The sequence below is a fragment of the Pseudomonas sp. OIL-1 genome (assembly GCF_010669185.1).
Lineage (GTDB): Bacteria > Pseudomonadota > Gammaproteobacteria > Pseudomonadales > Pseudomonadaceae > Halopseudomonas > Halopseudomonas profundi.
The window spans coordinates 3273120-3285134 of sequence record NZ_CP048629.1; the positions used below are offsets into that span (position 1 = coordinate 3273120).

The following is a 12015-nucleotide window of genomic DNA, read 5'->3' on the forward strand; positions in this document are numbered from 1 at the left end:
TATGGATGAATGTCGGCATTGTAACGCGGCGATCCATCATCGCCAGGCAATAAAACCCCGAATCCTCGGCGACTCACAGAATATGAAGGCATTTCGCCAGCTGCAACAGGAAGAACGTGGAATAATGCCTGCCAAAGCGCTTTTGAGTAGGCTGCAGTCAGGCCGAGTTGTTCTAGAATGGCACCAAACGTACCGGGGTTAAAAGAATGATCAACGCAAAACTGCTGCAACTGGTAGTCGAAGCATCCAATGACGGCATCGTGGTAGCCGAACAGGAAGGCGACGACAATATCCTCATCTATGCCAACCCCGCCTTTCAGCGTCTGACGGGTTATCAGGTCGATGACATACTTTATCAGGACTGTCGTTTTCTGCAGAACGATGACCGGGACCAACCCGGTCTGGCTGCAATTCGCGAAGCGATTCAGAATGGCCGCCCGTGCCGCCAGATCATTCGTAATTACCGTCAGGACGGCACCGGCTTCTGGAACGAGCTGTCGATTACCCCGGTATTCAACGAGGGCGACCAGCTCACCTACTTCATCGGCATTCAGAAAGACGTGAGCGTTGAAGTCGAAGCTCAGGATCGAGTGCTTGAGCTCGAAGCGGAGGTCGCCGAACTGAAGCGCCAGCTGACGCAGCTACAGGAGAAATCCTGACCGAACAGGCTGGATCGATGGTCCGCGGATACGGCGATAGCAGCCGCCGACTTCTGACTCGTCACATAATATTCTGTATGCAGGTGCGTGCTCCGAAGAGCCCCCTCGCCTGCTGAGCCGTATCCTGCGGCGCTTCCTGCTCCCAGCCTGCCCCTCTGTTAACAAGCATCCCCCAAAACCTGTACAAAGCCTGAACCAGGGAATGCTTTACCTGTTGTTGTACATATGTGATTATTTGTACAACTTAGGCCGTAAGTGCGCTCACGCCGATTTCGGCATGGATAGCCTGCTTACACGGAACGTTTCACGGAGCCCCATCATGTTCACCCGCACTCGTAAACTGAACGACGCCCTACAGGATTGCCAGACCCAGTTGGCGGCGCTTCGAGACGAGCAAGCCGCCCTGCGCAACGCCATGGCGATTGTCGAGTTCAGCCCTTCAGGCGTGGTGCTGGATGCCAGCCCGGTGTTCCTGGCCATGACGGGCTATTCCCTGGATCAGCTTCGTGGCCAGCATCACGCCAGACTTTGTGAATCGTCCTATGCGCACAGCCGTGAATTTGCCGATCTATGGCAGCGCCTGCGAGCCGGAAAGCCCTTTAGCCAGCTAGTGCTGCGACGAGCAAATGACGGACGCCAGCTCTGGCTGGATGCCAATTATATTCCGGTATGTGATGCCAGCGGCGCGGTACAGCGCATCATCAAAATAGCCACGGACGTCACGCAGCGCACATTGCGCTCGCAAAGTGAGTCCAGCTATGTTCAGGCAGTTGACCGGTCCATGGCGGTCATCGAATTCGACCTTGAAGGCCATGTGGTGCATGCCAACGACAATTTTCTGAAGGTAATGGGTTACCGACTGGAAGAGGTTCGCGGCGAGCATCATCGGGTCTTCTGTCAGCCGCTTGAAGTGCAGAGCGACGAGTATCGGCAATTCTGGAGCCGCCTCAACCGCGGCGAGTACAGCGCCGGACTCTTCGCGCGAATCAATAAATATGGCGCCAAAGTCTGGCTTCAGGCGACGTATAACCCTTTGTTCGATGCGCAGGGAGAGCTCTATGGCGTGGTCAAATTCGCCACTGATATTACCCGGCAGGTCGAACAGCGCGAAGCTGAGACGCAAGCAGCGCAACTGGCCTTTGATACCTCCCGACAGACTGACGCGCATGCCGAACAGGGCACCGCAGTCGTTCAGCAAACCGTTACCGTCGTGCAAAGCATCGCAGATGAACTGCGCCAGGTTGCAGAGGGTATCAGCGCGCTGAGTGTGCAGTCAGAAGAGATCGGCAGCATCGTCGGTGCGATTCGTGGCATTGCCGAACAAACCAACCTTCTGGCGTTGAATGCCGCGATCGAGGCAGCACGCGCCGGCGAACAAGGCCGAGGCTTCGCAGTGGTAGCCGAAGAGGTACGCAACCTTGCGCGGCGTACCAGCGAGGCAACCGTTGCGATTACCGAGGTGGTGGGTAAAAACCGCGAGCTGGCCAGACGGGCCGAAAGCAGCATGCAATCAGGCACACTCAAGGCAGAACAAGGCGTGAGCCTGGCCAATCAGGCCGGCTCAGTGATTCTCGACATCCATCTGGGCGCCCAGCAGGTAGTGCAGGCCATCGGTCAATTCGCCCAGACCCTCGACCAGCACCGTTGAGGCCTGCTGCCTGGCCGGCCTCAGGATGCCGGCCAGGCTACGTCAGGCAACGCTTCGAAAGCCGGACGGGCGAACAGATAACCCTGGAACAGATAAACCCCCAGGTTTCGCAATTCACGCAGCTCACCTTCCGTCTCGATCCCCTCGGCGATAACTTCGATATTCAGCGCCTGACATACGCCGAGTATCCCCTGCACTATGGCCCTGCGCACCGGATGCGTGTCGATGTCCCGCACCAGCCCCATATCGATCTTGATAATGTCCGGCTGGAATTCCGCGAGTAAATTGAGCCCGGAATAACCGGCACCAAAATCATCGATCGCGGTCCTGAATTTTTGCCGTTGGTACTCCGTGATGATGTCTTTCAGATGCTCCTTGTTCACCAATTCCTCACTCTCGGTAATCTCGAAAATGATTTTCTCGGTGGGAAATCCAGAGCGCCGCGCAGCAGCCAGGGTCGCGCGAATGCAGGTCGCGGCCTGGTAAACCGCGTTGGGCAGAAAGTTAATGCTCAGCATACAGGGCATCTGGAGGCGCGCAGCCAACTCCACGGCCTTGACCCGGCACGCCTGATCAAAGGCATAGCGGTTGTGTTCGTTGACCAGTCCAAGCACTGCCCCAGCGCCGCTGCCGTCGGTGCCGCGCACCAGCGCCTCGTAGGCATACAGGCTGTTATCGCGTAGATCAACGATCGGCTGAAACGCCATACTGAAATCAAACGCCAGGGCTTTTCCATCACGGCAGGACTGGCAGGGATAGTTCGAAGGCTGAAGGCTCATAAGCAGGAATATCCATATAAGAATTGAATGATGCAAAAACTTCTACGTATTCTTATACAACACCATTGACTTGTACAATATAAATCGTACTCTTATAAAATATGTACACCATGCGGATCTCGTACAAGGAGCACATCCATGGCCGTCACTCTCGACACTATCAAGATCGGCATAAGCGCCTGCCTGTTAGGACATCCCGTGCGCTACAACGGCGGCCATAAGCAATCGCGGTTGTGCAAGGATGTTCTGGCCCGCCATTTCGAGTTCATACCGCTCTGTCCGGAGCAGGCGATAGGCCTTGCCACGCCGCGCGAACCGATACGCCTGGTTGGCGACCCAGCCAATCCCCAGGCATTGGGCAGCATCAACCGCACTATCGATGTGACCGACGCGCTCACCTCCTTCGGCACGCAAACCGCCGAGCAGCTGGACGATATCTGCGGCTACATCCTGATGCAGAAGTCGCCTTCCTGCGGCATGCAACGCGTCAAGGTATATCAGGACAACGGGCAGCCTGCTGATGGCGGCGGCCGTGGGTTGTTTGCCGCAGCGCTGATGCGTGCGCGTCCTGATCTGCCGGTCGAAGAAGACGGTCGCCTGAACGATGCGGTACTCAGGGAAAACTTCATCACCCGCGTCTTCGCCTATGCCGAATGGCAACGGCTACAACGTGCCGGACTGACGCGGCGCGGGTTGATCACCTTTCATGAGCGTTACAAGTATCAGCTCATGGCAACATGCCGCGAGCAGTACCGACAACTCGGGCGTGAGGTGGCACAAAGCGCCTCCATACCGCTAGAGGCGTTTGCGCCACGGTACTTCAGCCAGCTGATGGCCGCGCTGAAACAACCCGCCAACCGCGGTAGCCACACCAACGTGCTGCAGCATCTGTCCGGTTATCTCAAGCGCGCGCTCAGCTCGCCGGAGAAGCAGGAGCTGCAGCGGCTGATCGAGCAGTACCGCACGGGAGTAGTGCCTCTGGTCGTGCCGATCACCATGATAAATCACCATTTCCGTCGGCACCCGCACAGTTACATTGATCGTCAGGCATACCTGCAGCCGCACCCTGAAGATCTCAGCCTGCGTAACGCATTGTGATCACGCCACACAGTGCCAATAAAGGCTCCCAGCTGGCCGATGACTTGTTGCCGATCCGTGAGGTGGCCCGCCAGACCGGCGTGAATCCGGTCACCTTGCGCGCCTGGGAGCGTCGATATGGGCTGATCCAGCCCCAGCGCACGCCCAAGGGCCACCGCCTGTACAGCGCAGAACACATCGCCCGGATTCGCCAGGTGCTCGGTTGGCTGCAGCGCGGCGTGGCGGTCGGTCAGGTCAAGCGACTGTTACAGGACTCGCCAACCCTCAGGGAGCCGATCAGCTCTCTGTGGGATGAGCAGCTGAATGAATGGCTGGCTTGTATCGAACAGCTCGCCGAGCGCCAACTGGACGACGTATTCAACCGGGCGCTGGCCCTCTATCCCTCCGAGACATTATGCGAACATCTGATGTCCCCCTTGCTCGCGCAGCTGCAATCACGCTGGGCCGCACACCCAAGCATGCGCGTGGAACAGGTATTTTTCCTGTCCTGGCTGCGCAGCAAACTCAATGCCCGGATCTACCACGGAAACCGGCTGCTGAGCGGTGCGCCACTGTTGATGCTGAACCTGTCGGATCGCGCCATGGAACCCAATCTGTGGATATGCGCCTGGCTGGCAAGCAATGCCGGCTACCCGGTGCGGGTGCTCGAATGGCCCGTTCCGGCCGAAGACCTGGCGCTGGCAGCAGAGCGAATCCGCCCGTGCGCCCTGCTGCTGTTCAGTGATCAATGCATTGACCCGGCTCACCTGAAGCGCTTGCTTGGCGCCAGTCAGCTACCCCTATTGCTGTGCGGCCACGCCGTGAGCATCCACCGCGACGCATTGCAGAACCTGTCCACCCTGCACCTGGCAGACACTCCATTGGCTGCTCTGCACTGCTTGCAGCGGCTCAGCTTGCCCGACGGCCAATGAGGACTCTCACATGCGCCAGTTGATGTGGTTTCGCAGCGATCTGCGGGTTCAGGATAATACCGCCCTGACCGCCGCCATGCAGGCCGGGCCGACTATTGCCGTGTTTCTCCTCAGCCCTGGCCAATGGCAGGCGCACGATGATGCACCGTGCAAAGTCGATTTCTGGCTACGCAACCTGGCAATGCTGCAACGCGAGCTGAAGAAACTGAATGTTCCGTTGCTCGTCCGACACGCGCGGCGTTGGCCGGATACCGCGGGTGTTATTGCTGCTCTGTGCCATGAGCATGACATCGGCAGCGTTCAGGTGAATGCCGAATACGGCGCCAACGAGGTGCGGCGCGACGAGGACGTCACAGCCAGCCTGGATGCACTCGGCATCAGTTTTCACAGCCACCTGGACCAGGTGTTGTTACAGCCAGGTAGCATTCTGACGCGTTCGGGCAAGTTCTTTCAGGTCTTTAGCCAGTTTCGCAAGGTCTGTTACCAACGCCTGAATACCGCACCGCCAACAAGCGTTGGCTTACCGTCTGCGCAAACCCCACCCGGAATCGCCAGCGACCCGATCCCCGACAGCGTTGCGGGTTTCGACGAAGCGGATGCCGCCTTGCAGGCCTTGTGGCCAGCGGGCGAACACGAGGCAGCCGAGCGTCTGGAGCGTTTTGCGACAGAGCGGCTGGATGATTACAACCGCGACCGCGACATGCCTGCCAAGCCCGGCACCAGTCAGATCTCGGCCTATCTTGCAGCGGGCGTGCTGTCACCGCGCCAATGCCTGCATGCGGCGCTGCGCAGCAATCGCGGCGAGTTCGAGACCGGCAGTCCTGGTGCGGTTACCTGGATCAATGAACTCCTGTGGCGCGAGTTCTACAAACACATTCTGGTCGGTTATCCGCAGGTATCGCGGCACAAGGCATTTCGCTCGGCAACCGAAGCCCTTCCCTGGCGCCACAATCCGCAGGAGCTGGCCGCCTGGCAACAGGGACGCACTGGTTTTCCGCTGATCGACGCGGCCATGCGGCAATTGCTGGCCACTGGTTGGATGCACAACCGCCTGCGCATGGTGGTGGCGATGTTCCTCACCAAAAACCTGCTGATCGATTGGCGCGAGGGCGAACGCTTCTTCATGCAGCATCTGATCGACGGGGATCTGGCCGCCAACAACGGCGGCTGGCAATGGAGTGCCTCCACCGGTACAGACGCAGTGCCCTGGTTCCGCCTGTTCAATCCCCTGACCCAGTCCCGCCGATTCGATCCGGAGGGCCGTTTCATTCGTTACTGGCTCCCCGAGCTGGCCGAACTGGACAACCGCAGCATCCATGAACCGGCTTCAGCTGGAGATTTGTTCGGTATGGCGGATTACCCGCCGCCCATCGTCGATCTCGCCGAAAGCCGTCAACGGGCCTTGAACGCGTTCAGGAATCTCTCTTCAATAGATGTGCCAAGCAGCTGATTTCTTTATTACTTCGCGACAATTTACAGGTTGAAAGCCCGGGCTGCGCATCAGAAAAGCGGGAGGGATTCCTGTAGCGATGTGTCTTCTGGCGGTAGCGGAGCAATCATCTCCGGGCCGTCATTGCTGACGTTGCCTACCGCTCTGGTCACGGCATACCATTCAAAGGCATCGGCGGGCAGCGAGTGATAACGTGCCAGATCATGGGCATGGTTTGCCGGCAAGGCGGGGTCAAGCCATTCGCGAGCGACATCCGGCGGTAACACAACAGGGCGCCGATCATGAATATCCACCATGCCCTGATCCGAATCGTCAGTAATAATGGCGAAGCCCCCTGCACTATCCCCCTGTGAGAAGGCTGCAATAGCGGCAAGAAACATCGGCTCATCAGCCTGCAGCCTGAGGTAATAGGGTTGCTTGCGCCTGGGGTCATCCGCATCCGCGACCCATTCAAACCAACCGTCCGCGGGTACCAGGCACCGCCCGATTCCCCAGATGGCTTTCCAGAACCGACTGCTTGCAGCGGTTTCGAGCCGCGCATTGATAGCCGGGGCACGTCGTTCTTTCGCCCATGCAGGTGCGTAACCCCATTTCACCTGAGTAGTAAGCAAGTCAACGCCGTCCTGACGGATCAGATGGACCAGCGTTCCCGGCGGCACGTTATAGCGACCTACCGGTGGCTCGCTCGTCGGCTGCTCCAGGGACTGGTTAGCCAGATAGCGAAGATACAACTGCAGCGCACGGTGTTGCGCGATACGTCCACACATGGGCGGGTCTCCGGCTGAGTGCCTCACTGAAGCATAGCTGACACACGCTATGCGCCCGTCGTCCCGCCCAGCAATTGCCGCCTGCGTGCCGGCTGGTTGCTACCGCTAGCAGCGCTCGATGTGTGAAACAGCGCCACTACCGGTACGAGCCTGACCGTCAACCGAACATCAGGCCGAGGTCATTAACCGTAATAACTTGGCGAGCAGCTCATCCAGGTTGAAAGGTTTCATCAGGATATCGGTGCCGGGTTGGCTGAACTGGTTCCGGTCCTTGGCGCTTTCCGCATAACCGGTCATGAACAATACCGGCAGGTTTGGCCGTACGCGCCGCGCTTCGTCCGCCAGTTCATGCCCGCTCATGCGTGGCAGGCCGATATCTGTCAGCAGCAGATCGATGGGCGCGTCACCATGCAGCAGTGCCAGCGCGCTTTCTACATTGTCCGTCTGCGTACATTGATAACCGGCATCGGTAAGCCGCTCGGTGATGGCTGCACTCACAGCGATAATGTCTTCAACCACCAGAATGTGTCCGCTCGTCGTGGCGCGGGCAGGGTTGCCTTCCACTTCAGCTGCTTGATGTATTTCTTCGCCGACTGGCAATAACAGCATCACTTCGGTGAATTCCCCAACCTCACTACAGAGCCTTGCCACACCACCGGACTGACCGGCAAAGCCATACAACATGGACAATCCCAACCCGGTCCCTTTGCCTACAGATTTAGTGGTAAAGAACGGGTCGAACACCTTGTCCAGCACCTCGGGCGCGATACCAATGCCGTTATCTCTGACTTTGAGCGCCGCATATCGCCCATCGGCAAGTTCAGGATCACGCTCCACCGTAACCACCTCGGTGCTTATGCAGATCTCGCCGCCATTTGGCAGCGCGTCCCGGGCGTTGATTACCAGGTTGATCAATGCGCTTTCGAGCTGACTTCCATCTGCGTAGGCGACCACAGGTGAGGGGGCCAACTCCATGACCAGCTGGATGTTTTCACCTATGGCGCGACGAATGAAGTCATCCAGCGAGCCAACCAGTGCATTGACGTCTATGGATCGGGCTTCCAGCGGTTGCTGTCTAGCAAAGGCAAGCAAACGGTGGGTAAGACCGGCGCCACTTCTGGCCGATTGCAACGCGGTGTCGGCGTAGCGTTTGATCTCGCCATAACGCCCGGCCTCCACCCGTTCGGTGATGAGCTCCAGGCTCATGATTACGCTGGTCAGGAGGTTATTGAAATCGTGGGCGATACCGCCGGTCAACTTGCCCAGCGAATCCATCTTTCCGGCTTGCAGAAGCTGCGCTTCGGTACGCTCGCGCACCTTTACTTCATGCTGCAACTGGTGACTGACAGTAGCCAGCCGCTGCTCCTGGCTACGCTCCTTTTGCAGCCGCTCGGTCACATCTTCAATAAAAACAAGCGCCAGATCGGGCGGCCTGTACGGCGCTACCTGCCATTGGGTAATACGCTCTGAAAACGGTCCACGCATGGTTGCGGTCCCGGTCCAGCGTTTACCTGCCTTGATTCTTGCACTGACCGTTTCCAGCAGGTCCTCCTGGCCGTCTGCCATGCAATTGGAGATATCATCACCCGGGCAGCTAGCGATCAACCTGGAAAACGCGCGGTTCTTGTTGTGCACCTGAAACGATGAATTGACCACAGCGATGGGCGCAGAAATATTTTCAAAGATTTCGCGAAAGTGCTCTTCCCGCTCCTTCAGTGCGCGCTCTGTATCACGCACCCGCAGCAGCGTACCCAGCGTCGCCAGCAGCACGTCGGGATCTATTGGGTGAACCAGATAGGCATCCGCTCCGGATTCCAGACCATTGATGATGTCGCTGGTCTCGATTGAGGCGGCTGATACATGAATAACCGGCAATACCGCTGTGCGCGGATCGGCGCGCAAGCGGCGGGCAATATCGAAGCCGCTCATGTCAGGCAGATTGATATCGAGAATCAGCGCGTCGATCGATTCCTCATCGATCAGCGCCAGCCCGTCAGCGCCGTTGCCTGCCTCAAGCACCAGATAGCCATGAGCCTCGAGCCGCCGGCGAATGGAATATCGAGTGGCTGCGTTGTCGTCGACGACGAGCAGTCTCCGCTTAGTCATCACTTGCCTCCGTTCTGAGCGACACCGGAATCACCAGGTAAAATGTTGAACCGACACCTGGCTGGCTTTCGATGCCGACACGTCCACCAAGCAACGCAGCGTACCGCTTGCACAGTGACAAACCGAGCCCGGTGCCGCGCAGACGCTTCTGCAAAGGCGAATCGATCTGCACGAAATCCTCGAACAGCCGGTCATGCATGTCGGCGGGAATGCCAATTCCGGTATCGCTAACCGAAAAACGTACCTGGTCCTCGCCGACCATCATCGCAGAAATCCGCACTTCACCGCGCAGGGTGAATTTCAACGCATTGGAAATGAAATTTCGCAGAATCTGGGCGAGCTTCTTGTCATCGGTATACAACCGCTGCACACCGACCGGCTCCTCGAAGATCAGGTCGACTGCATCGGTGTCGACGATTGGCCGGAACATGCCGCGCAACGCGGCGAAAAAATCGAACATATCGAACCAGCCTGGCGAAATGGTGATTCGCCCTGCTTCGATCTTGGCCAGGTCGAGCAGGTCGTTGACCATTTCCGTCAACTCCCGCGCAGCGCTCTTCACGAACATCACCTGCTTCTGTTGCTCTTCGTTGAGCGGCCCGTCCAGTTCATCCTTGAGCAAGCTGGCAATACTGAGTATCGACCCAAGCGGAGTGCGGAATTCATGGCTCATATAGGACAAAAAGCGGCTTTTGAGCTCTGACGCCTGCTTCAGTTCTTCGGCCTGAGAGTCCAGCTCGGCATAGAGTGCAAGCACCCCCTGATTGGTCTCATCAAGCTCCTGTCGCAGGGCCTCGTTCTCGGCCCGCAAGCGAGCCAGTTCATTTGATTCAGCCATTGAGCAGCTCCAGGTCTATAGCCATGACGGTGACATCGTCGCGGCCTCTGCAGAAATCCCTGTGCAACACCGCTGCAACAGTCGCGGGGTGCTGCATACCCAACGCCGGATAGTCGCCTAGATCCCAGCGGGACTGCAAACCATCGCTGTACATGACCAGCAGCTGAGCATTCGCCTCTGCATAAGTAAAGGTATGCGCCTTGCGATACTGCACGCCGACAATGCCCGGATGCGAGGCCATGCCGCGCGAGCCCTGGGCCGAAATCAGCCGAGCACCGATATTGCCAATTCCGGAAAATTGCAATGTCCCGCTGTCAGCGTCGTATTGTGCAATGGCCGCCGCCCCGCCCCGCGTACCGTTCATGGCGCGGTGCATATCGGTCAGCAGCGCATCCGGATGTTCAAAAGGGCGCTGAGCAAAGGCTTCGGCGCCGCAGCGCCCTGCCTCTTCCGCCTCTTCGCCATGACCCAGTCCATCAATGACCAACGCGCTGAGCTTGCCCCCACGAAGAGCCAGATGCCATACATCACCACATGCCGCCTCATTACGCATGGCGTGCTGGTTGACCCCTAGCCGCAGATCCGTCACGTCACGGGGAAACAGTCGCGCCAGGACAACCGCCCCGCGCTCATCGGCGTATATATCCAGCACCTGGGACTGTCTGGAAATCGATCCCAACCCTTCGCCCGGCGTGCCTCCGGTGGAGAAGCCGTCGCGCAGGCAACGGTGCGCGTCAAAGCCCGGGCCCCTGTCGATGGCGATAAGCTCGATGCCCTGCCCGCCGCGCCCGGGTACAACCCGGCAATGCAACTCACCGCTCTGCGCATGTTTGAAAATATTGGTGGCCAGCTCGGTCGCGACCAACGCTGCCCGGCCCGCGCCGGTCTGATCGAAACCAAGCTGTTCAGCCAGTTGTTTGGCCCGACGACGGGCCTGGCCGATACGACTGTCGTCATCGACCGGGATGACCTCGGTGAGGGTACCCGCGAGGTTCAAGTCCATTGGGTAATCGAAATGCGGGTGCCCTTGCCAGGCGCGGTCTCGAGATCGAACTCGTTGACCAGCCGCTTGGCGCCGGTCAGCCCTAAACCCAGCCCACCTCCGGACGTCCAGCCTTCGGTCATTGCCAGCTGCAGATCCGGGATGCCGGGACCCTCATCGCTGAAAACGATCCGAATGCCCCGACGCACCCCGTCTTCCAGCATTTCCCAATCAAGGTCGCCACCGCCGCCATATACCAGCGTATTGCGCGCCAGCTCACTCACAGCCGTTACCAGCTTGGTTTGCGCGACCAGGCGCAAGCCGCAATCCTGCGCCAGCTTGCGGCACGCCTGACGGGCGAGAACGATATCCTGCTCGGTGCGGATGGGCCGTGTGCCCTTGTCGGTGACCTTCATTGTTGCTGCACACTGTGGCGCAGCAACTGCATTCCCCGGTCAACATTCAGCGCCGTTGCGACACCAGGCAGGTTCAGCCCCAGTTCGACCAGCGTAATGGCAACCGCCGGCTGCATGCCGACAAGTACTGTCTGCGCATCCATGATTTTGGAGAGGCCGGAAATGTTGGCGATCATCCGTCCAATAAAGGAGTCCACAATCTCCAGGGCGGAGATATCGATGAGCACGCCCCGCGCGGCCGTTGCGCTGATGCGATCAGCAAGGTCTTCCTGCAGATTCAGCGCCAACTGATCGTGCATCTCTACCTGGACAGTCACGAGCAGAAAATCACCCATCCGAAGTATCGGGATACGTTCCATGA

General features: G+C 58.6%; 11 protein-coding genes and 2 pseudogenes. 6 read left to right on the forward strand and 7 right to left on the reverse strand.

The window, feature by feature from the left end; all coding sequences use genetic code 11:
• Positions 1-206: 206 nt before the first annotated feature.
• The 3 genes and pseudogenes from G3M63_RS15155 to G3M63_RS19780 form a co-directional block, all read left to right on the forward strand.
• Entirely contained in the window at positions 207-659 is a 453-nt protein-coding gene (locus G3M63_RS15155; RefSeq protein WP_150298802.1) for a PAS domain-containing protein, read from the forward strand.
• A 415-nt stretch (positions 660-1074) separates the two neighbouring features.
• Positions 1075-1761: pseudogene (locus G3M63_RS19775) on the forward strand (PAS domain-containing protein); the annotation flags it as partial.
• 99 nt (positions 1762-1860) lie between these two features.
• Positions 1861-2307 (forward strand): annotated as a pseudogene (locus tag G3M63_RS19780) (methyl-accepting chemotaxis protein); the annotation flags it as partial.
• A gap of 20 nt (positions 2308-2327) precedes the next feature.
• Here G3M63_RS19780 and G3M63_RS15165 read toward each other — a convergent pair.
• Positions 2328-3086: an EAL domain-containing protein gene (locus G3M63_RS15165; protein WP_218573618.1), complete on the reverse strand. Its 759-nt coding sequence runs from the start codon at positions 3084-3086 to the stop codon at positions 2328-2330.
• Between the two features lie 138 nt (positions 3087-3224).
• Between G3M63_RS15165 and G3M63_RS15170 the strand changes: the two genes are divergently transcribed.
• Genes G3M63_RS15170 through phrB form a run of 3 tightly spaced genes read left to right on the forward strand, consistent with a single transcriptional unit; the run spans position 3225 to position 6545 of the window.
• Entirely contained in the window at positions 3225-4184 is a 960-nt protein-coding gene (locus G3M63_RS15170) for a DUF523 and DUF1722 domain-containing protein (RefSeq protein ID WP_163983651.1), read from the forward strand.
• Complete coding sequence (locus G3M63_RS15175) at positions 4181-5095, forward strand: MerR family transcriptional regulator (protein ID WP_256669839.1); 915 nt, start codon at positions 4181-4183, stop codon at positions 5093-5095. Before G3M63_RS15170 ends, G3M63_RS15175 begins: the two co-directional genes overlap by 4 nt.
• Positions 5096-5105: 10 nt before the next feature.
• Positions 5106-6545, forward strand: coding sequence for a deoxyribodipyrimidine photo-lyase (gene phrB / locus G3M63_RS15180; RefSeq protein WP_163983652.1), 1440 nt, complete (start codon positions 5106-5108; stop codon positions 6543-6545).
• Positions 6546-6595: 50 nt separating this feature from the next.
• Here phrB and G3M63_RS15185 read toward each other — a convergent pair whose 3' ends face one another.
• From G3M63_RS15185 to G3M63_RS15210, 6 genes are all read right to left on the reverse strand, one after another.
• Positions 6596-7312: an SOS response-associated peptidase family protein gene (locus G3M63_RS15185; protein ID WP_150298807.1), complete on the reverse strand. Its 717-nt coding sequence runs from the start codon at positions 7310-7312 to the stop codon at positions 6596-6598.
• A gap of 168 nt (positions 7313-7480) precedes the next feature.
• Entirely contained in the window at positions 7481-9418 is a 1938-nt protein-coding gene (locus G3M63_RS15190) for a response regulator (protein WP_163983653.1), read from the reverse strand.
• A complete protein-coding gene (locus G3M63_RS15195; protein ID WP_163983654.1) occupies positions 9411-10256 on the reverse strand; it encodes a sensor histidine kinase KdpD in 846 nt (281 codons plus the stop codon). Before G3M63_RS15195 ends, G3M63_RS15190 begins: the two co-directional genes overlap by 8 nt.
• The gene (locus G3M63_RS15200; protein ID WP_163984295.1) at positions 10249-11253 is read right to left on the reverse strand and encodes an ATP-binding protein; all 1005 of its coding nucleotides are present in this window, start codon (positions 11251-11253) and stop codon (positions 10249-10251) included. Before G3M63_RS15200 ends, G3M63_RS15195 begins: the two co-directional genes overlap by 8 nt.
• A complete protein-coding gene (locus G3M63_RS15205) occupies positions 11250-11654 on the reverse strand; it encodes an anti-sigma regulatory factor (RefSeq protein ID WP_150298810.1) in 405 nt (134 codons plus the stop codon). Before G3M63_RS15205 ends, G3M63_RS15200 begins: the two co-directional genes overlap by 4 nt.
• Entirely contained in the window at positions 11651-12013 is a 363-nt protein-coding gene (locus G3M63_RS15210) for an STAS domain-containing protein (protein ID WP_150298811.1), read from the reverse strand. The genes G3M63_RS15205 and G3M63_RS15210 overlap by 4 nt, the downstream gene beginning before the upstream one ends.
• Positions 12014-12015 lie beyond the last annotated feature (2 nt).

Coding starts and splice junctions, on each gene's coding strand:
- G3M63_RS15155 (WP_150298802.1), top strand. CDS start 207: ATGATCAACGCAAAACTGCTGCAACTGGTAGTCGAAGCATCCAATGAC.
- G3M63_RS15165 (WP_218573618.1), bottom strand. CDS start 3,086: ATGAGCCTTCAGCCTTCGAACTATCCCTGCCAGTCCTGCCGTGATGGA.
- G3M63_RS15170 (WP_163983651.1), top strand. CDS start 3,225: ATGGCCGTCACTCTCGACACTATCAAGATCGGCATAAGCGCCTGCCTG.
- phrB (WP_163983652.1), top strand. CDS start 5,106: ATGCGCCAGTTGATGTGGTTTCGCAGCGATCTGCGGGTTCAGGATAAT.
- G3M63_RS15185 (WP_150298807.1), bottom strand. CDS start 7,312: ATGTGTGGACGTATCGCGCAACACCGTGCGCTGCAGTTGTATCTTCGC.
- G3M63_RS15190 (WP_163983653.1), bottom strand. CDS start 9,418: ATGACTAAGCGGAGACTGCTCGTCGTCGACGACAACGCAGCCACTCGA.
- G3M63_RS15195 (WP_163983654.1), bottom strand. CDS start 10,256: ATGGCTGAATCAAATGAACTGGCTCGCTTGCGGGCCGAGAACGAGGCC.
- G3M63_RS15205 (WP_150298810.1), bottom strand. CDS start 11,654: ATGAAGGTCACCGACAAGGGCACACGGCCCATCCGCACCGAGCAGGAT.
- G3M63_RS15210 (WP_150298811.1), bottom strand. CDS start 12,013: ATGGAACGTATCCCGATACTTCGGATGGGTGATTTTCTGCTCGTGACT.